Source organism: Mesorhizobium sp. M0208 (assembly GCF_040322015.1).
In the GTDB taxonomy this organism is placed as follows: domain Bacteria; phylum Pseudomonadota; class Alphaproteobacteria; order Rhizobiales; family Rhizobiaceae; genus Mesorhizobium.
On the sequence record NZ_JAMYSP010000004.1, the window covers coordinates 240193 to 258454 of the forward strand.

An 18262-nucleotide genomic window follows, 5' to 3' on the forward strand; every position below is an offset into this window, starting at 1 on the left:
GCCGGTCTGTTTCTTCCCGCACCGTTCAGGCGTGGCCGCGTTTGATCCGCGCCTGCTTCAGGATGGCGCGCCAGCGGATCATGGCGAAGGGAATCGGCTCGTTGTTGTTGGCGATGTGGAAGATCTCGTTGTTGAGGTTCTTCAGCGAGCGCCAGAAATCATAGTCGGTGATGCGTGGATCAGCCGCCAGCCTGTCCGCCTCGACCTTGATGTCGGTTTTCATGCACGTTCCCCGAACCGCTGCTGCTCCGCCGCCCGTATCGCAATTCGATGCGGATGGTTTTCCAACGCCGCGCTGAGTCGTTCAACGTCTCAATTCGGCTTGTTCACGTTAAAACCTCGGTAAGGTTAACGGCGGTTGGCCAGTGGTTCAAGCGCTCTCTTGGTTCAAGCCGGCTTACGACGAATACCGATCGAGCGGCCGGCGCGCTCCGGCATCGGCAGGGCAGCATGGGCGGCGCGCATCGCTTCCACCCTGGCCAGGACGTCAGCGGGGAAGGGCGCGACCCTCGGGCCAGCCATGTCGACATGCAGCGACAGCGTTTCGGAGGTGGCGGCGAGCCAGCCGTCGAGATGGCGGATTTCCTGGTAGGCCCTCAGCCGCTTCTCGTCATGGTCCAGCAACTGGAACGAGACTGTGACCTTGTGGTCGAGATGCAATTCCTGGACGTAGCAGACATGGACTTCCGCGGTGTAGATGGTCAGCCGCCGTTCTTTCACATAATCCGGCCCCATCCCCATCATCTCGAAGGCTTCGTCGGAGCACCGGTCGAACAGCACGTTGTAATAGGCCATGTTGAGATGGCCGTTGTAGTCGATCCAGGCCTCCTCGATGTCCATGGCGCGAGAGACGAAAGGGGCGGGGATGGGCATTGGAAACTTCCTTCTCGTCATGCCGGGATGAGCGTGGACTGGACAGAGCGTGGTTGGTGAGACTACGCATCCCTAGATGCAGAACAAGGGTGGACGCTGGTCCATTCGCGGAGGAATCGATGGCTCTAAGCGACCTCAATCCGGTCGAGCGCAACGAAGAAGGCATCGCCGCCGTGCTCGGCATCCTGAAGCAGCAGCTCGGCGAGCGATTCCAGACCGGCCAGGCGATCCGCGCCCAGCACGCGCACACCACGACCTATATTCCGACGCAGGCGCCGGACGGGGTCGCCTTTGCCGAGACCACGCAGGAGGTGCAGGAGATCGTGCGCGCGTGCGCGGCACATCGCGTGCCGGTGATCGCCTTCGGCATCGGGTCTTCGCTGGAAGGCCACACCAACGCGCCGGGCGGGGGCATCTCCCTCGATACGTCACGGATGAACCGGGTCATAGCGGTCAATCCGCAGGACCTCGATTGCACCGTCGAGCCCGGTGTGACGCGCGAGGATCTGAACCGGCACCTGCGCGACACCGGCCTGTTCTTTCCGATCGATCCGGGCGCCAACGCTTCGCTCGGCGGCATGGCGGCGACGCGGGCCTCGGGCACCAACGCCGTGCGCTACGGCACGATGCGCGAAAACGTCCTGTCGCTGACTGCGGTGATGGCCGACGGTGAAGCAGTGACGACCGGCAAGCGCGCCAAGAAAAGCTCGGCCGGCTACGATCTGACACGGCTGCTGATCGGCTCGGAAGGCACGCTCGGCATCATCACTCAGCTGACGTTGAAGCTGCAGGGCATTCCGCAGGCGATTTCGGGCGGCGTCTGCCCGTTCCCCAGTGTCGAGGCGGCGTGCAATGCGGTGATCGCGACCATCCAGATGGGCATTCCGGTGGCGCGCATCGAATTGGTCAACGCGCTGCAGATGCGGGCGATGAAGACCTATTCAAAGCTTGATTATCCGGAGAGCCCGTGCCTGTTCGTCGAGTTCCACGGCAGCGATGCCGGCGTCGCCGAGCAGGCCGAAACCTTCGGCATGATCGCCGAGGAAAATGGCGGCGGTCCGTTCCAATGGACCAGCGTCGCCGAAGAGCGGACGAAATTGTGGAAGGCCAGGCACGATGCCTACTGGTCGTCGCTGACGCTGCGGCCGGGTGCCAAGGGCCTGTCGACCGATGTCTGCGTGCCGATCTCGCGCTTTGCCGAATGTGTCACCGAGACCGAGGCGGATATCGCCGAGATGGGCCTGATCGCGCCGATCGTCGGCCATGCCGGCGACGGCAATTTCCATGTGCTGGTGCTGATGGACGTGGACGATCCGAAGGAGATCGCGCTGGCGGAAAAATTCGTGGCGCGGCTCAACATGCGCGCTATCGCGATGGACGGCACCTGCACCGGCGAGCATGGCATAGGGCAAGGCAAGATCGGCTTCCTGCGGCACGAGCTTGGCCATGGCGTCGACATCATGCGCACGATCAAGCAGGCGCTCGACCCGCTGAATATAATGAACCCCGGCAAGATATTGCCTGGAAAGGGCTGACCTTCAGGCCGCTGCCGTGCCCCCATTTGCCTCTTTATCGACACGCTGATGCGGGTAGAGTGCCACTGACTTTCAACCAAAACTATCCAGGAGCTCATGCTCGCACGCCTGTTCGTGATCTTCGGTGGGCTTCTTGTGCTGGTGCTGTGTGCGGCGCTGGTGGTGCCGTACTTTGTCGACTGGACGGGTTACCGTGCCGATTTCGAGCGCGAGGCCAGTGCCGTCCTCGGTCGCAAGGTGACCGTGCAAGGCGATGCGACGGCGAGGCTGCTGCCGTTCCCCTCGGTGACGTTCTCGAATGTCGCCGTTGCCGGTGGCCCCAACGGCCAGCCGGCGATGACCGTCGAAACCTTTTCGATGGATGCAGAACTCGCGCCATTCCTGCGCGGTGAAGTGCTAATCTTCGACATGCGGCTGGTGCGGCCGAAGGCGACGATCGACATCGCCGCCGACGGCACGGTCGACTGGACTATACGGCCATCCTCGCCCTTCGATCCCGGTCAGATTTCCATCGAGAAGCTGACGGTGACGGAAGGACAGATCGCGCTCAGCCACGCCGCCGGCGGGCGCAGCCATCTTATTTCCGAGATCAACTCAACGATCTCGGCCAAGTCGCTGGCCGGCCCCTGGAGGCTGGACGGCTCACTGTTGCTGGACGGGTTGCGGACCACGATCGCCGCTTCCACCGGCAAGGCCGAACCGGACGGGCAAATGCGGCTCAGGCTCAAGGCCGATCCGGATGCCTATCCGCTGGTCATCGAGACCGACGGCAATGTGGGCCTCGTTGAGGGCGCCGCCGTCTATTCGGGCCAGTTCAAGATATCGGGCGCAGACCGAACCGCGGCGCGGCCGCGCGGCACCGGCGGCGAGGCGCTGAAGGTCAGCGCCGGCAAACCGGACCCGGGCTTCAGGCTGAACGGCAAGTTTTCGCTCGACCACCAGAAGCTCGGCGTCGACGAATTCCGCTTCGAGACCGGGCCGCTCGACAATCCCTACACCGCCGACGGCAAGGCTGCGGTCGACCTTGGGCTGAAGCCGCATTTCTCTATCGAGGCCAATGGCGCGCAGGTGCAGTTCGACGAGGCCGTCGGGGCGGCGGCCGGGGCCGGATTGACGCTGTCCGAACGGGTGGTGGCGCTCGAGCAGGCGCTGCTCGATCTGCCGAAGCCGACCATACCGGGCACGGTCGAGGTGAAACTGCCGGCGGTGGTCGCAGGCGACACCACGGTTCGCGACGTGCATCTGTCCGCCGAGCCGGCCGAAGGCGGCTGGGCGGTAAAATCGCTGGCCGCCACGCTGCCCGGCCGCGCCAAGCTGGAAGCCAATGGCATGGTCAGCGTCGAGGACCATTTCGGTTTCACCGGATCGCTGCTTCTGGCGGTGGCGCAGCCCTCCGGCTTTGCCGCCTGGCTGTCGAAGGACGTCGACGAGGCGATCCGCCGTTTGCCGGCCGCCGGCTTCAAGGCCAAGGTGGATTTGAGCGAAAAACACCAGGCCTTCAGCGATCTCGAACTCATCCTCGGCAAGGCGAAGTTCTCCGGCCGCATCGATTCCAACCAGCCCGACGAAACCCGTCCATCGGTGCTGATGCAACTCGAAGGTGGCGAACTCGACGTCGACGGGCTCGCTGCCTTCGCCTCGATCTTCGTCAGCGACAAGGGCGCCAACCGCTTTTCCGATCGCGACCTCGATTTCCAGATCAAGGCCGGGCCGGTCAGCGCCGGCGGCTTGACCGCCGATAGCGTCGATACTTCACTTAGATTGCGTGAGGGGCTGCTTGAGATCGACCGCCTGTCGGTCGGCGGACTTGCCGGCGCCTCGATCAGTGCCACCGGCCGGATCAAGGATTTCCCGGCGAGCCCGACCGGCAAGCTCGACGCCTCGGTGGTCGCCGTCGACCTCAAGCCGCTGATCGACGTCGCCGTCCAGCATTATCCAGACAACGCGGTGCTGAAGTGGCTGGCGGAGCGCGCGGCTGCCTATCCCGAGCTGTTCCAGGATGCGCGTATCGACGCGGTCACGAGTGCCGCAGACAATGGCGATGGTACGACCGGACTGGCCATGAGCGCACAGGGCAAGGCCGGTGGCTCGGCCTTTTCGGCGTCGTTGTCCGGCAAAGGGGCGCTCGACCGGCCTCTCGAAGCGCCGGTGACGCTGACCTTCAACGCAAGGAACGCCGACGCCACCGCGCTTCTGGCGCTTTACGGTCTGCCGGCACTGCCGCTCGGCATGCTCGGCGAGGCGACCACCGACGTCTCGGCCAAAGGCACGCTTGGCGGCGGCCTGGCGACACGATTCAGCCTGGCCGGCAATGACTTCAAAGCTGGTTTCGACGGGACAATTGCCGACACGCCTCAGGGCGCGGCCGCCAAGGGCAAGGTCAGCCTTGAAACGGCCGACATCTCGCCATGGCTGATGACGACCGGCGTCGGCCTGCCCGGCATGGAGACCGGCATGTCGACGTCGCTTGCTGCCGATGCCGACTACGGCAATGGTCTCCTGGTGCTGAGCGGGCTCAGCGGCGCCGTCAACGAAGCGGCGGTTTCCGGTGACGTAAATATCGACATCAAAGAGGGGCTGCCGCATCTTGCCGGCGCGCTGTCGCTGGACGAGCTGGACCTCGATCCGATGGCGGTGATGCTGTTCGGCGACCAGGCTTTCCTTGTCAATGACAGGACCTGGCCGACGGCACCGTTCAGCCAGAAATCCAGTCTGCCATTTACCGCCGATCTCGATCTGACGGCGGCGTCGCTTGCCGCCGGCCCGCTTGCCACCGCCTATGACGCTGCGCTTTCGCTGCAGCTCGACCAGGAGGGCATCCGTGTTTCCGACCTCAAGGCAAAATTCCTCGGGGGCGAGTTGAGTGGCCTGTTCGAGCTCAAGAACAATGACGGCACCGGGCTTTTCTCCGGTCAGATGAAACTCGCCGGCTCCGATTTGACAGCTGTGCTGCCGGAGGCCGGCATCAGCGGAAGCGGCGATTTCTCGGCGGCGCTTTCGACCAGCGGCAAATCGGTCGACGCGATGGTCGCGGCGCTGTCCGGTTCCGGCACGGCGACGCTGAAGGGTATGACTATTGCCGGCTTTAATCCCGATGCCTTTGGCGCACTTATTGCCAAGGCCGACCCGATCGGGCGCGATATCGACGCATCGAAGACTGCCGGTTTTGTGCCGCAGATCGCCGCGGCGGGCAGTTTTCCGGCGCAGGACACCGATATTGCCTTCACCATCGCCGGCGGCACGCTGAGAGCACCGCCGGTCAAATTGGAAAGCCCGGGCGCGACGCTGTCCGCCGACATCACCGCCGATCTGAACACCAGCACCGTCGATGCCAAGGGCGAGATCGCCTATCGACCCGGCGATGAGGCGCTGGTCGGCTCCGAACCGATTTTGAATTTCAGCGTCGACGGTCCGTTCGGCGCCACCAAACGGCAGTTCGACAGCGAGCCGCTGGCCCAGTTCCTGACCCAGCGTGCGCTGGAAAAGGAGCAGCAGCGAGTCGAAGCCATGCAAGCCGCACTGCTCGAGAAACAAAGGCTGCGGCGTGAGGTGCGCTACTACGCTGCCTTGCAAACCGAGCGTGAAAGAGCGGCGGCGGAACGGCGCAAGCAGGAGGAGGAAGCGGCGCGGCTGAAGGCTGAGGCCGACGCCAGGGCAAAGGCCGAAGCCGAGGCTCAGGCCCAAGCCGAAGCGGAGGCGAGGGCGCAGGCTGAAGCCAAGGCGAAGGCTGAAGCGGACGCCAGGGCAAAGGCCGAAGCCGAGGCGCAGGCCCAAGCCGAAGCGGAGGCCAGGGCGCAGGCCGAAGCCAAGGCGAAGGCGGATGCAGCAGCGAAGGCCGAAGCCGAGGCGAGGGCGAAAGCCGAGGCGGCTGCAAAGGCCAAAGCGGATGCTGAAGCCAAAGCCAAGGCGGCGCAACAGGCTGCCGAGGAAGCCGCGCAGGCCGAAGAACAGCAACGCCAAAGGGCGGAAGAGGCGTTGCGGATCGCCTCGGAAGAGAAGGCAAGGCTCGACGCCGAACGCAAGGCCGCGGCGGAGCGAGCGGAACGGGCGCCACCGGCCACAAATAACGTGCCACCGCCAGTGCAGCCCCCGCCAAAGCTCAAGTTCGATCCCTCGTCGATCGACGATCTGCTAAAATCGCTGAATGGCGGGTGACGGCGTATCCTTTATATATCGGGTCCAGCAAGCAAGCGCTTCAGCATCGGCTCGATCCGCCCGAGTTCGTCGAGATGAGCGGCTGACAGATCGGCGAGACTGTCGTCGGCGCGCTCGGTCAGCCGCAGCAGCACGCGGCGGTGGTCCTCCTCGTCGTGCTCCCTCGCGACGAGCCCGGCTTCGCAAAGACGGTTGACCAATTCCACTGCGCTGTGATGGCGGATGCGCAGGCGCTCCGCGAGGTCGCCAATGGTCACCGGCCCTCCGCCGGGAAACCCTTTGATCGCAAGCAGGGCCTGATGCTGGCGTGGTGTCAGGCCGGCTTCCTGCGCCTGGATTTGGCTGAATTCGAGAAAGCGGCGGATCAGGTAACGAAATTCGGACAGCCTCTGGTAATCGGCCGGCCCGATCGTTGCGCCGCGCTTTTGTGGCTTCGAAGTGTCTGCCATCGAATCCTTTCCGACAAAGCCGCAAACGGGCCTTGAACATTTATATCGTGTTACGATACAGAACGCACCAACATGGCTCGTGCCCGCCATCATCGGTGGCACGGCCGGCGACCCATCCGCAAGTCGGCACGCCGTCAGAAAGCAAGGTTTGCAAATGAAGTCCGATCACGCCAACCCGGGCCATCTGCGGGATTTTACCACCGATGCCCGGGTGCTGCTCATTGCCGGCATAGCGGTGGTGGTGGCGACGGTGGGGCTGTTTGCCGGCATTGCCTTTTTGAAGCTGATCCGGCTTGCCACGAACATCGCCTATTTTGGCCAGTTCACGCTCGCCGACCTGAAACTGCAGGATACGCCGTTTGGCTATGCCTCGGTATTTGTTCCGGTCATCGGGGCATTGATCATCGGTGTGATGGCTCGCTTCGGCTATGACAATATCGCCGACATGCTGGATGGCCGCACCATAGCGACCGCTGCGCTCACCCTGTTGGTGGTGAAGGCGATCATCTGGTCGGTCGCACTCGGCTCGGGAACGTCGGGAGGTGTGCTGGCGCCGCTGCTGATCATGGGCGGGGCGATGGGCGCGGTCCTCGCCGGCTTCCTACCGGCCGCCGATCCGGGCTTCTGGGCGCTGCTGGCGATGGCGGCGACGATGGGCGGCACCATGCGTGCGCCGCTGACCGCCACCTTCTTTGCGGTCGAACTGACCGGCAACACCCATGTCCTGGTGCCGCTGATCGCGGCAACTGCCACTGCGCACGCGGTGACCGTGCTGTTGATGAAGCGTTCGATCCTCACCGAAAAAATCGCACGGCGAGGGCATCACATGGTTCGCGAATACCGTGTCGATCCGTTCGCCCTGACCAGGGTGCGCGAGGTGATGACCAGCGACGTCGAGAGTGTGCCGGCGACAATGACGCTGCACGGCGCGGCAGCGTTCCTGACGGCGCCGGAGACACGACATCCGAGCTTTCCGGTCGTCGATGAAGAGCGCCACGTGCTTGGCGTCATCGACCCGCCGGCGATCCTGCGCTGGAGACGCACCGGCAAGCACCGCACGACGACGCTTGGCGAACTGCTGGCCGGCAGCAAGGTCACGCTGGCCTATCCGGATGAGTATCTCGAGGGTCTCTCCGACAAGCTGCTGATGGCGAACGTGTCCCATTTGCCGGTCGTCACGCGAGAAAATGCCCGGCTGGTGGGCTATGTCGGCTGGAAGGACCTGATGCGCGTCAGATCGAAGGAACAGGCCGAAGAACGCGACCGCTCGGCTTTGCTGGGCTTCCGTATCCGGCGCAGGAAACAGGATAGCGTTGCCTGAAGGCTAAAACTTGCCGCGCTTGGCCCAATCCAGCACATAGAGCCTGAGCGCCGAGGAGAGGTTCGCATCGCGCGGGCGGCTCTCGTCGATTTCGGCGACAAGCGCGGCGAGCGTCAGTTTTCGCACGGCCGCAATAGCGATCAGGTCGTCGTAAAAAGGCTTTTCGAGCGAATAGCTGGTGCGGTGGCCGCGAATCGTGACCGAGCGCTTTTCGACCGGGCTCACGCGACGATCCTATTCACATTCAAGCATCGGATTTGTCCGAATCGCCCGATTTTTCGCGGCGATGGCCGGCGACGAACTTATCGACCTTGTCGGCGATCAGGCGGTCGCGATCCCGGCTGGTTTTGGAACGGCCATGCAGCGCCCGGTTCTGCTCGGCCAGGCGCTCCTTCTCGGTTCGCGCCTTCTGCTTGCGTGCCTGACGGAGATTGACGATCTCGGCCATGTCACGCCGCCCGTCGGGTCATTTCTTGCGGAAGGCGTCGAGCGACACCACGTCGGCGCCCTTGGCACCGGCGTCGGCCGCGGCAGGCTTCTTTTCCACCTCAGCGTTTTTCTTCTTCGTCTCAGGCTTTTTCTCGGCGACGATGGCCAGCGGCTCGGGAGCAGGCTTGGCCTTTGTCTCCTGTTCCGCCGGGGTATCGGTCTTGACGTCGAATTCGAGCTCGAAGTTGACGGATGGATCGTAAAAGCCGCGCACTGCCGAGAACGGGATTTCCAGTTTCTCCGGCACGTCGGAAAACGACAACCCGACTTCGAAGCCGGTGTCGCTCACCTTCAGGTCCCAATACTGGAACTGGATGACGATGGTCATCTGTTCGGGATAGCGCTCGCGCAGCCGCGACGACACGCGCACGCCCGGCGCGCCGGTGAGAAAGGTGATGAAGAAGTGATGGTTGCCCGGGAGACCGGTGCGCGCGACCTCGGCCAGGACTTTGCGCATGACGCCGCGCAACGCCTCCTGGGCCAGAATGTCGTAGCGGATGTGGTCGTCGGCCATGTGGCTGTCGGGTTCCGTTGAATCGTCCTGATAGCTGTAATCAAGCTTGAGCGCGGCGTAAACCGGATATAGATCGCCTGCGTGCGGAAGCGAAGCCCATCGGCGACGATTTGATCGTGAAACGGCTTTGATCGTCAAGCGCTGGCGAGCGCGCCCTGTTTACCAGCCACAGGCTGCCGCTTGCCGAAGGCGCGCAGGAAGGTGCGCACGCCATTTGTCGCCGACTGCACCACCTCGTCCTCGGTCGGTGTGCCGCCGAGCATGAACGTCGTCTGCAACTCGGCATTGGCAAGCGCCATGAACTGGCGCGCTGCGACATCGGGATCGTCGATATCAAGGAAGCCGGCATGAGCGAGGCGGGCGAAGCGGGCGGCGATCGCCGGCCATGTCCTGCCCGGTCCTTCTTCGCGCCATTCGGCGAACAACTCGGGATAGCGCCCGCCCTCGGTCTGGATCAGCTTGCGCAGGAATTTGCCGTCGCGGTTGCAAATGCAGTTGTGGGTCATCCGCACAGCAAAGGCGATGAGGTCGGCCTCGAGATCCTTCGGCTGATCGGGAAAAGTGGAAACCGTGGCAAAGATGCCGGCGTTGCAACGTTCGGTGAGGTCGCGGACGATGGCAACGAAGAGTTTTTCCTTGTCGCCGTGATGATTGTAGATGGTCTGGCGGGAGACGCCGGCCTCGGCGGCAATCATGTCGATATTGGCACCGGCGAAGCTTTCGCGGCAGAAGACCGAGGTGGCGGCGTCGACAATCGACATCCGCTTGGCCTCATGGCCCCGTGGCGGGAAAATGTCAGGAGAAACGTTGGCCTTCATGCAAAACTATATAGAGGTGGTTGACGAATTAGACAAGCCTGTCTAAATTTGTGGACTGCACGAAGGGAGTTTCGTTCCGCAGAAGAGTCGGAACTCCACGGGATGGAACGTCCTAGGGTTACGCGCCGGTCCTCGGCGGCAACCAGAATTCGAAAGAGCCTGCTATCATGAACGCCAAATTCCTCCGCATTGCGGTCGTGCTCGGCCTATTGTCCGCGATCGGCCCGTTTGCCATCGACATGTATCTTCCGGCCCTGCCGTCAATCGGCGAGGATCTGCATGCCGGCACTGCCGCGGTGCAGATGAGCCTGCTGATCTTCTTTCTTTCCATGGGCTTCGGCCAGATCGTCGTCGGACCGATCTCCGACATGGTCGGCCGCAAGCTGCCGCTCTATGGCGGCCTGGCGCTGTTCATGGTCGGCGGCGTCGGCTCGGCGCTGGCTCCCTCGATCGAATGGCTGATCGCCTTCCGTTTCCTGCAAGGGCTCGGCGCCAGCGCCGGCATGGCCGTGCCGCGCGCGATCGTTCGCGACCTGCATACCGGCACCGAGGCCGCCAAGTTGATGTCGCTGCTGATGCTGGTGTTTTCGGTGTCGCCGATCCTGGCGCCGCTGACCGGCAGCCAGATCATCGAGAACTTCGGCTGGCGCGCCGTGTTCTGGACGGTGACGGGCGCGGCCGTGCTCGCCACCATCCTGCTGGCGACATCTCTCAAGGAGACGCGGCCGGTCGAAGAGCGCGCCGGTTCGTCCTTCGGGACGGCACTTTCCGGCTACCGCTTCCTGATGGGCGACCGCAACTTCCTTGGCCTGACAGCCATCGCCGGCTTCGGCATTGCGAGCTTCTTCGTCTATCTGTCGAGCTCGTCCTTCATCCTGATCGACCATTATGGCCTGTCGCCTTCGGTTTACAGCGTGTTCTTCTCGATCAATGCGGTTGCCTTCATCGGCATGTCGCAGCTGACCGGGTTGCTATCGGAGCGGTTCGGGCTGCAGCGCGTGGTGCGCGTCGCGGTGACCGGCTATGCGACAACGATGGTGGTGCTGTTCGCGGTGATGGCATCGGGTGTCGACCGGCTCGACGTAATGGCGGCGCTGCTGTTCATCGGCTACGGCTTTCTCGGCCTGGTCATCCCGACAACGTCGGTGCTGGCCATGGAAGAGCATGGCGAGATCGCCGGCACCGCTTCGGCGCTGATGGGCACGCTGCACTTCGCCATCGGCGCGGTCGCAATGGGCGTCGCCGGCGTGTTTTTCGACGGCACGCCGCTGCCGATGGTGGCGGGCATCACGCTGTGCGCGGCGATCTCCTTCACACTGGCCAAGATAACACTCGGCCGCAGCCGGGACGTTGCGGAAGCGCCGGCGGAGTAAGCTTCACCTATCGAGACAAAAAGGCCGGGCGATGTTCCCGGCCTTTTCACGTTTGCGGTCCCGGTTCAAAGCAGCCTATACCTATACGACGGGTTCAAGACATGCAGCTTAGACATCTCAAGACCTTCGTGGCGGTCGCCACCACCTTGAACATCACGCGCGCCTCCGAGCGGGTTCATCTTGCCCAATCGAGCGTGACCGAACAGATCCAGGCGCTGGAAGCCGATCTGGGCACGTCGCTGTTCGACAGGTCACGGCGTGGCTTGAAGCTGACGGCGGCAGGACAGCGCCTGCTGGACTACGCAAACGATCTCCTCGACCTTGCGGACGAAGCCCGTTCCGCTGTCGCCGACGCGAGCGGTACGGTTGCCGGTCGCCTGACGGTCGGTGGCCCGGAGACGCTTTGCTCGACACGCTTGCCGGCTTTGCTGGGGGAATTCCATCGGCGTCATCCCGATGTGGAACTGGACCTCAGGGCGAACGATAGCAGTGGGTTGCGTGCCGGCGTGACAAGCGGGGCGCTGGACGTATCGTTCCATTTCGGAGCCGTCCCGGCGGCGGCGCCGGATCTGCGAAGCGAGCAGATAGCCGAGGAAGAGCTCGTCGTCATAATGCCGGCAAATCACCGGTTGGCCGGATATTCTGCCATAAGGTCCGACGACCTGACTGACGAGGCCTTCCTCGTCACCCAGCCCGGTTGCGTCTATAGGCGGATGTTCGACGAAACGTTTGCCGCAACATTGCCTGACCGTCCAAAACTCGTCGGCGAGTTCGCCAGCATGGGTGCGATACGGGGCCTTGTTGCAGCCGGTCTTGGATGCGCGCTGGTTCCGCGTCTCGTGACTTCCGCGGCCGACGCCGATATCGGTGTGTTGCCTTGGGCCGGAAGCAGCGCGGTGACGCCAGTCACCATGATATGGCGCCACCGGCGCATTCAAGCGCCGGTGCTGCGGCTGTTCCTCGCAATGGTTCGCGAAATTTGGCCATCGCTAGACCAGCCGCTGGCCACCATCGACATGAAGCACCGTTCCGGTGATGAAGCCGTTATGCATCAGGGACGTGATGGCCTGGGCAATGTCGGCTGCCTGCCCGATCCGGCCGACGAGCAGGCGCTTTGCCATGCCGTCCAGCGCAGCCGTCTTTCCGCTGCCGGCGACGGCATCCCAAATCGGCGTGTCGACCCAGCCCGGCGAGACGACGTTGACGCGGATCGGCGCCAGTTCGACGGCAAGCGCGTAGGCGAGTGAGCCAAGGGCCCATTAACGGCTGCCACCACCGAGCCTTTCGCCGCCGGACGATAGGCGGCGATGCCCGAGGTCAGCGTGATCGATCCCCTGGGCGTCAGACGAGGCGCGCCATGTTTGGCAAGAAGAAGCGGTCCGACGACCTTGGAATCCATCACTTCCCGCGCCAAGGAGATGTCCATCTCGGGAAGCAATACATAGACGCCGGTGACGTCGGCGGCGGTCGAGACGATGTGGTCGAGCGTACCGACATCCTGGAACAGGCGTCGGACCTCGTCCTCACTTGTGACGTCGGCTGCGATCGTCCTCAGCCTTTCCGGGTGAGGCAAGCGCTGCCGTGCGGCCGACAACCGGTCCTGGGAGCGGCCGACGATCGTAACCTCAGCGCCGGCGGCAAGCCGCTGTTTGGCCAGCGAAAGCCCCATGCCGGAACTGCCGCCAACGATCAGGATGCGTTCGTGTTTTGGTGTGGTTTCCTGGTTCATCTTGTCTCCATCAGGTAGCTCGCCGGGCATGACCACACGCGGCGAGAAACTGAGGCCTTGTCCCGCAAAGGCATGAGAGAAGGGAAACAGGAAGATACGAATGCTGCCATCGGAGATTCCGATAATGGGAAGCCCTTGGGCTTTCGCCTCAGCCTGAGACGCCTCAGCCTGAGACGTTGATGAAACATTCGCCGGTGCGATCGATGCGGTCAGCCAGGGATTGGTATAAACGCCGCGGCGCCTTGGGTCTGTCAGGGCGCATAAAAAAAGCCGCCGGCCAACCTGCAGCTGCGCCTATCAAAAAAGGGAGAAATGGAGGTTTCTGTTGCCAGGTACCTCCGAACCCCGCCTAGAAGTGCGAACCACTAGGGCTTGAATTGAAGCTATCGCACCGCTTACGCGGCGAGACGTGCTTCCGCATAGTTGTCGTTGGCAACTATAAGTTTAGCCCGATAACGGTGGTACAATGCCGGGCAAAAGTACGATCTTTACACCTTCGTCGATCCTATTTCGCCCCCAGCAAAAGCCGCTCCTGAGCAGCGGTTTTTGGTGGAGGCGCCGGGTACCGCCCCCGGGTCCGAACGGCTTATTTCATCGCCTGTTTATCGCCATAGTCGGTCGAGCCGACGAAGCGAATATAGGGACTGGCGGTGGAAAATGAAAGGCCGGAATGCCACTTTCGTCCGTACCAAAGTGGATCATGAAGGGTTGACTTGCAGCCGGTCTCAACCGAAGCTTTGTGGCGGTGAGGAGACCTAGCGCATACTTGCGGCAGCGCGCCACAATCCTCATCAACCGGATCCCGTGGCGCCGACGAGGGGAAATCGATGGCCGATTATCTTGCAGACGTAAAGAAATATGATGCGGCGGCGGATGCCGACGCGGTCGCCAAGATCGTCAAACATCTGGGCATCGCGCTCAGGAACCGCGATTCCTCGCTGGTGTCCTGCACCGACCCGGAGGAACTGAAGCGCGTCAGGAACAGCTGGGTCGCCGGCAAGCTCGGCGTCACCGACGGCGCCAAGGCAGATGCGGCTATCGAAAAGGCCTGCAAGGCGATGGCGGCCGACAACAGCAAGAGCCGGGTGACGTTCTACTACCTTGTCGCCAGGGATCTGGGCATGCTCGGCTCGCTCTGAGCAACCTCGCCGCTGATGCTGGTGAGCCTTCTGCTGGAATCGTCTCGCTTTGCTGTGTTCGGCCGACGGTCATTCGGCTATGATGGCTGACAACCCGAATCGGACCGGAGCCGATGCGCCAGTATCTCGACCTTCTGAAGCATGTGCTGGAAAACGGCGCTGATCGCGGCGACCGTACCGGCACCGGAACGCGCTCGGTATTCGGCTACCAGATGCGCTTCGACCTGGCCCGCGGCTTTCCGGTCACCACCACCAAGAAGCTGCACCTGAAGTCGATTGTCCACGAGCTTTTGTGGTTCCTGGCCGGCGACACCAACATCAAATATCTCAACGATCACGGCGTCTCGATCTGGGATGAGTGGGCCGACGAGAACGGCGATCTTGGCCCGGTCTATGGCAAACAGTGGCGGTCGTGGCCGGACGACCATGGCGGCGCCATCGACCAGATTGCGAATCTTCTGAAGGAGATACGCAAAAATCCTAATTCGCGGCGGCTAATCGTTTCGGCGTGGAACCCGGCCGAGGTGGAGGCCATGGCGTTGCCGCCCTGCCATTGCCTGTTCCAGTTCTATGTTTCGGAAGGCAAGCTTTCCTGCCAGCTCTATCAGCGTTCGGGCGATATTTTTCTCGGTGTGCCGTTCAACATCGCTTCCTATGCTTTGCTGACGCTGATGGTGGCGCAGGTGACCGGATTGAAACCCGGCGATTTCATCCACACGCTCGGCGATGCGCATCTTTACTCGAACCATTTCGAGCAGGCGCGCGAGCAATTGCGGCGCACGCCCAAGGCGTTGCCGACGCTATGGATAAACCCCGAGGTGAAGGAAATCTTTGCTTTCCGCTTCGAGGATTTCCGGCTCGACAACTATTTCGCCGACGCGACGATCAAGGCACCGATCGCGGTCTAGCACCATAGCTGACCGTCCATATCGAAATTGCCTACTGCGGCTACGCCCTTGGGCGTGTCAGCATTCAACTTGATCGGCCGACGTCGACCTGACGCAATCCCTGGTCGCTGTTTTTATGCAATATTTCCTTCGGCCTCGATACCGCTGTATCCAACGAAGATTATCGCAGGCCAGGAAAACCTCAGCCCAGAAGACCGTGGCCGGTAAAGAACCTTTCCTTGTTATGTTCACATGGATATATCGATAGACGGCTTCGGGCGATCCGGGACGAGGAGAGTTTCATGCTGACGCGCAAGGGTTCGACGACGATTGCCAAAGTCGGTCTCGCCGCCATGCTGATGGTCGTGGTGCCGGCGGCCTATGCCGATGACAAGGTGGTCGTGTTTGCTGCGGCGAGCCTCAAGGAAGGGCTCGACGCCGTCAACAAGGCCTGCGAGGCCGACGTCGGCGAGGTGGCAACCATTTCCTACGCGGCGAGCTCGGCGCTGGCCAGGCAGATCGAAAGCGGCGCGCCGGCAGACGTGTTCATCTCGGCCGATCTCGACTGGATGAAATATCTTTCCGACAGGAAGCTGACCAAGCCCGAAACCGAAGTGAAACTGCTCGGTAACCAGATTGTGCTGGTTGCGCCGCGGGATTCCAAGGTCGAGACCAGGATTGAAAAGGGGTTCGCTCTTGCCGGGCTCGTCGGTGACGGCAAACTTGCCATGGGCGATGTCAAGGCGGTGCCGGCCGGCAAATACGGCAAGGCAGCCCTCGAATCGCTCGGTGTCTGGTCTTCCGTCGAAGGCCAAGTGGCGCAGGCCGAGAATGTGCGCGCCGCTCTAAAACTGGTGTCGACCGGCGAGGCAGCACTCGGCATCGTCTATGCCACGGATGCGCATGCGGAGCCTGGCGTGAAGGTGGTCGGCACTTTCCCCGCGGGTACCCATCCGCCGATCATCTATCCAGTCGCCCAGCTTGCGGATTCGGAGAGTAAGGATACCCCGGCATTCCTAAAATGCCTGCAATCCGCCAAGGCTGGCGAACTCTTCAAGGCGCAAGGTTTTACCGTGCTCGCGCCGAGCAATTAGGGCAACGCGCTGACGCATGAACTGGCTGCTGGATCTTACTCCCGACGAATGGAACGCGGTCCGGCTGTCGATCAAGGTGGCGACCGTGGCGATGATAGCCAGCCTGCCGCCGGGCGTAGCAATCGCCCTTGTGCTTGCCCGCGGCCAGTTCTGGGGCAAGACGCTGCTCAATGGTCTGGTGCATCTGCCGCTGATCCTGCCGCCGGTGGTGACTGGCTATTTGCTGCTTTTGACTTTCGGCAAGCGCGGTCCGGCCGGGGCTTTCCTGGCCGAGCACTTCGGCATCGTTTTTTCCTTTCGATGGACGGGCGCCGCGCTCGCCTGCGGCGTAATGGGTTTTCCGCTGATGGTGCGGGCGATCCGGCTGTCTATCGAGGCCGTCGACCGCAAAATCGAGGCGGCCGCCGGCACGCTCGGCGCCAATCCGCTATGGGTATTCGGCACGATCACCCTGCCGCTTATCCTGCCCGGCCTGATCGCCGGTGCGATCCTCTCCTTCGCCAAGGCGATGGGCGAATTCGGCGCGACGATCACCTTCGTCTCCAACATCCCGAACGAGACGCAGACGCTGCCGTCGGCTATCTACACTTTCACGCAGGTTCCCGGCGGCGACGCCGGAGCGCTCAGGCTGACGCTGATCTCGATCGTCATATCGATGGCGGCACTCGTGGCCTCGGAAGTGCTGGCGCGGCGTGTCGGCCGGCGGATGGACATCGAATGACGGTTCAGGTCGACATCAGCCACCGGCTTGGCGGTTTCGCCGTCAATGCCCGCTTCGAGAGCGCCGGGCGGCTGACTGCGCTGTTCGGGCCTTCCGGTTCCGGAAAGACGACGCTCATCAATTTGATTGCCGGGCTGATCCGCCCCGACAAAGGCCGTATCGCGGCCGAGGGCCGCGTGCTGGTCGATAGCGACGCCGGCCTGTTCGTGCCGAAACACAAGCGGCGGATCGGCATGGTGTTCCAGGATGCGCGGCTGTTTCCGCATATGAGCGTGGCGAGCAATCTGCGCTATGGCCGTTGGTTCACGCCGGCTGCCGAGCGCTACGCTGATATCGATGGCGTGGTCGAATTGCTCGGCATCGGTCATCTGCTCGACCGGCGGCCGGCAAAACTCTCCGGTGGCGAGAAGCAGCGCGTGGCAATCGGCCGGGCGCTGCTTGCCAGTCCGAAATTGCTGCTGATGGACGAGCCGCTGGCGTCGCTCGACGAGGCGCGCAAGGCCGAGATCTTGCCTTATATCGAGCGGCTGCGCGACGAGACGAAAATTCCGATCGTCTATGTCAGCCACTCGATCGCCGAAGTGGCGCGGTTGGCGAGTGACGTCGTGGTGCTGATGCAAGGCAAGGTCGCCGCTACCGGTCCGACCGGAGCGATCATGCAGCGTCTGGATCTATTGCCGGCCGAAGAGCGGGGCGAGGGCGGTGCCGTGCTGGATACCGCTGTTCTGCGCCACGACGAGGCGTTTGGCATGACCGTGCTAGGCTCATTGGCGGGCGAGATCCGGGTGCCGCTTCTGGCAACGCCGGTCGGTGCGCCAGTGCGCGTCCGCATCCGTGCCCGCGACGTGATGATCGCCACCGAGCAGCCGGTCGGCCTCAGCGCGCTCAACATATTGCCGGGCACGATCGTGGCGATAGAGCCGGGCGAAGGGCCTACGGTCGAGATCGGCCTCGACTGCAATGGCGCAACCGTGCTTGCCCGCATCACCGAACAGTCACGGCAGACGCTGGGGCTCCAGCTTGGTCGAAAGGTCTTCGCCGTGGTCAAGACAGTGAGCTTCGACCGGGCGAACACCGGCGCCGGGTTCCCGGCCGAGGCGGATGGGTGAGCGGCCGATGATTCGCTATATCGTTTTAGAATAGCGGTATCGCTGCAGAACTTGTA

General features: G+C 62.9%; 16 protein-coding genes, 1 other RNA gene and 2 pseudogenes. 10 read left to right on the forward strand and 9 right to left on the reverse strand.

The window, feature by feature from the left end; genetic code table 11:
- Positions 1-25: 25 nt before the first annotated feature.
- On the reverse strand, positions 26-223 hold the full coding sequence (locus NKJ17_RS06765) for a hypothetical protein (protein WP_352466944.1): 198 nt from the start codon (positions 221-223) through the stop codon (positions 26-28).
- 164 nt (positions 224-387) lie between these two features.
- Positions 388-873 carry a thioesterase family protein gene (locus NKJ17_RS06770; RefSeq protein WP_352687620.1) on the reverse strand — a complete coding sequence of 162 codons (486 nt, stop codon included), beginning with the start codon at positions 871-873 and terminating at the stop codon, positions 388-390.
- A 119-nt stretch (positions 874-992) separates the two neighbouring features.
- On the opposite strand from NKJ17_RS06770, the gene NKJ17_RS06775 reads away from it, so the two are divergent.
- Together NKJ17_RS06775 and NKJ17_RS06780 are read left to right on the forward strand one after the other, a co-directional pair.
- Complete coding sequence (locus NKJ17_RS06775; RefSeq protein WP_352687622.1) at positions 993-2408, forward strand: FAD-binding oxidoreductase; 1416 nt, start codon at positions 993-995, stop codon at positions 2406-2408.
- Positions 2409-2504: 96 nt separating this feature from the next.
- On the forward strand, positions 2505-6563 hold the full coding sequence (locus NKJ17_RS06780) for an AsmA family protein (RefSeq protein WP_352687623.1): 4059 nt from the start codon (positions 2505-2507) through the stop codon (positions 6561-6563).
- A gap of 11 nt (positions 6564-6574) precedes the next feature.
- On the opposite strand, the gene NKJ17_RS06785 is transcribed toward NKJ17_RS06780, so the two are convergent.
- A complete protein-coding gene (locus NKJ17_RS06785; protein ID WP_352687624.1) occupies positions 6575-7012 on the reverse strand; it encodes a MarR family winged helix-turn-helix transcriptional regulator in 438 nt (145 codons plus the stop codon).
- Positions 7013-7166: 154 nt separating this feature from the next.
- Between NKJ17_RS06785 and NKJ17_RS06790 the strand changes: the two genes are divergently transcribed.
- Entirely contained in the window at positions 7167-8333 is a 1167-nt protein-coding gene (locus NKJ17_RS06790) for a chloride channel protein (protein ID WP_352687625.1), read from the forward strand.
- 3 nt (positions 8334-8336) lie between these two features.
- Here the strand turns inward: NKJ17_RS06790 and NKJ17_RS06795 are convergent, their stop codons facing one another.
- The 4 genes from NKJ17_RS06795 to NKJ17_RS06810 form a co-directional block, all read right to left on the reverse strand.
- On the reverse strand, positions 8337-8558 hold the full coding sequence (locus tag NKJ17_RS06795; protein ID WP_254818946.1) for a ribbon-helix-helix domain-containing protein: 222 nt from the start codon (positions 8556-8558) through the stop codon (positions 8337-8339).
- A 19-nt stretch (positions 8559-8577) separates the two neighbouring features.
- Entirely contained in the window at positions 8578-8781 is a 204-nt protein-coding gene (locus NKJ17_RS06800) for a DUF4169 family protein (RefSeq protein ID WP_352687627.1), read from the reverse strand.
- Between the two features lie 18 nt (positions 8782-8799).
- Positions 8800-9336 (reverse strand): SspB family protein, encoded by a 537-nt coding sequence (locus tag NKJ17_RS06805; protein WP_254818944.1) that lies wholly within the window; start codon positions 9334-9336, stop codon positions 8800-8802.
- A 134-nt stretch (positions 9337-9470) separates the two neighbouring features.
- Positions 9471-10154, reverse strand: coding sequence for a TetR/AcrR family transcriptional regulator (locus tag NKJ17_RS06810; RefSeq protein WP_352687629.1), 684 nt, complete (start codon positions 10152-10154; stop codon positions 9471-9473).
- A 167-nt stretch (positions 10155-10321) separates the two neighbouring features.
- Here NKJ17_RS06810 and NKJ17_RS06815 point away from each other — a divergent pair, with 167 nt between their 5' ends.
- Positions 10322-11527 (forward strand): multidrug effflux MFS transporter, encoded by a 1206-nt coding sequence (locus NKJ17_RS06815; protein ID WP_023676705.1) that lies wholly within the window; start codon positions 10322-10324, stop codon positions 11525-11527.
- A gap of 101 nt (positions 11528-11628) precedes the next feature.
- Positions 11629-12492, forward strand: a pseudogene (locus NKJ17_RS06820) (LysR family transcriptional regulator); the annotation flags it as partial.
- A 24-nt stretch (positions 12493-12516) separates the two neighbouring features.
- Here the strand turns inward: NKJ17_RS06820 and NKJ17_RS06825 are convergent.
- Both NKJ17_RS06825 and ssrA read right to left on the reverse strand, forming a co-directional pair.
- A pseudogene (locus NKJ17_RS06825) lies at positions 12517-13256 on the reverse strand (SDR family oxidoreductase).
- Between the two features lie 311 nt (positions 13257-13567).
- Positions 13568-13923, reverse strand: a transfer-messenger RNA (tmRNA) gene (ssrA, locus tag NKJ17_RS06830).
- A gap of 160 nt (positions 13924-14083) precedes the next feature.
- Here ssrA and NKJ17_RS06835 point away from each other — a divergent pair.
- From NKJ17_RS06835 to modC, 5 genes are all read left to right on the forward strand, one after another.
- Entirely contained in the window at positions 14084-14395 is a 312-nt protein-coding gene (locus tag NKJ17_RS06835; protein ID WP_254818940.1) for a DUF2853 family protein, read from the forward strand.
- Positions 14396-14508: 113 nt separating this feature from the next.
- Positions 14509-15303, forward strand: a complete 795-nt coding sequence (locus NKJ17_RS06840) for a thymidylate synthase (protein ID WP_352505637.1) — start codon at positions 14509-14511, stop codon at positions 15301-15303.
- Positions 15304-15584: 281 nt separating this feature from the next.
- Positions 15585-16376 carry a molybdate ABC transporter substrate-binding protein gene (gene modA, locus NKJ17_RS06845; protein ID WP_502896044.1) on the forward strand — a complete coding sequence of 264 codons (792 nt, stop codon included), beginning with the start codon at positions 15585-15587 and terminating at the stop codon, positions 16374-16376.
- A gap of 16 nt (positions 16377-16392) precedes the next feature.
- Entirely contained in the window at positions 16393-17097 is a 705-nt protein-coding gene (gene modB, locus NKJ17_RS06850; protein ID WP_254818937.1) for a molybdate ABC transporter permease subunit, read from the forward strand.
- A complete protein-coding gene (gene modC, locus NKJ17_RS06855) occupies positions 17094-18206 on the forward strand; it encodes a molybdenum ABC transporter ATP-binding protein (protein ID WP_352505638.1) in 1113 nt (370 codons plus the stop codon). The genes modB and modC overlap by 4 nt, the downstream gene beginning before the upstream one ends.
- Positions 18207-18262: the final 56 nt, after the last annotated feature.

Bases quoted from the DNA above. Each gene is read 5' to 3' on its own strand.
- NKJ17_RS06765 (WP_352466944.1), bottom strand. From the start codon at position 223: ATGAAAACCGACATCAAGGTCGAGGCGGACAGGCTGGCGGCTGATCCA.
- NKJ17_RS06770 (WP_352687620.1), bottom strand. From the start codon at position 873: ATGCCCATCCCCGCCCCTTTCGTCTCTCGCGCCATGGACATCGAGGAG.
- NKJ17_RS06775 (WP_352687622.1), top strand. From the start codon at position 993: ATGGCTCTAAGCGACCTCAATCCGGTCGAGCGCAACGAAGAAGGCATC.
- NKJ17_RS06780 (WP_352687623.1), top strand. From the start codon at position 2,505: ATGCTCGCACGCCTGTTCGTGATCTTCGGTGGGCTTCTTGTGCTGGTG.
- NKJ17_RS06785 (WP_352687624.1), bottom strand. From the start codon at position 7,012: ATGGCAGACACTTCGAAGCCACAAAAGCGCGGCGCAACGATCGGGCCG.
- NKJ17_RS06790 (WP_352687625.1), top strand. From the start codon at position 7,167: ATGAAGTCCGATCACGCCAACCCGGGCCATCTGCGGGATTTTACCACC.
- NKJ17_RS06800 (WP_352687627.1), bottom strand. From the start codon at position 8,781: ATGGCCGAGATCGTCAATCTCCGTCAGGCACGCAAGCAGAAGGCGCGA.
- NKJ17_RS06805 (WP_254818944.1), bottom strand. From the start codon at position 9,336: ATGGCCGACGACCACATCCGCTACGACATTCTGGCCCAGGAGGCGTTG.
- NKJ17_RS06810 (WP_352687629.1), bottom strand. From the start codon at position 10,154: ATGAAGGCCAACGTTTCTCCTGACATTTTCCCGCCACGGGGCCATGAG.
- NKJ17_RS06815 (WP_023676705.1), top strand. From the start codon at position 10,322: ATGAACGCCAAATTCCTCCGCATTGCGGTCGTGCTCGGCCTATTGTCC.
- NKJ17_RS06835 (WP_254818940.1), top strand. From the start codon at position 14,084: ATGGCCGATTATCTTGCAGACGTAAAGAAATATGATGCGGCGGCGGAT.
- NKJ17_RS06840 (WP_352505637.1), top strand. From the start codon at position 14,509: ATGCGCCAGTATCTCGACCTTCTGAAGCATGTGCTGGAAAACGGCGCT.
- modA (WP_502896044.1), top strand. From the start codon at position 15,585: ATGCTGACGCGCAAGGGTTCGACGACGATTGCCAAAGTCGGTCTCGCC.
- modB (WP_254818937.1), top strand. From the start codon at position 16,393: ATGAACTGGCTGCTGGATCTTACTCCCGACGAATGGAACGCGGTCCGG.
- modC (WP_352505638.1), top strand. From the start codon at position 17,094: ATGACGGTTCAGGTCGACATCAGCCACCGGCTTGGCGGTTTCGCCGTC.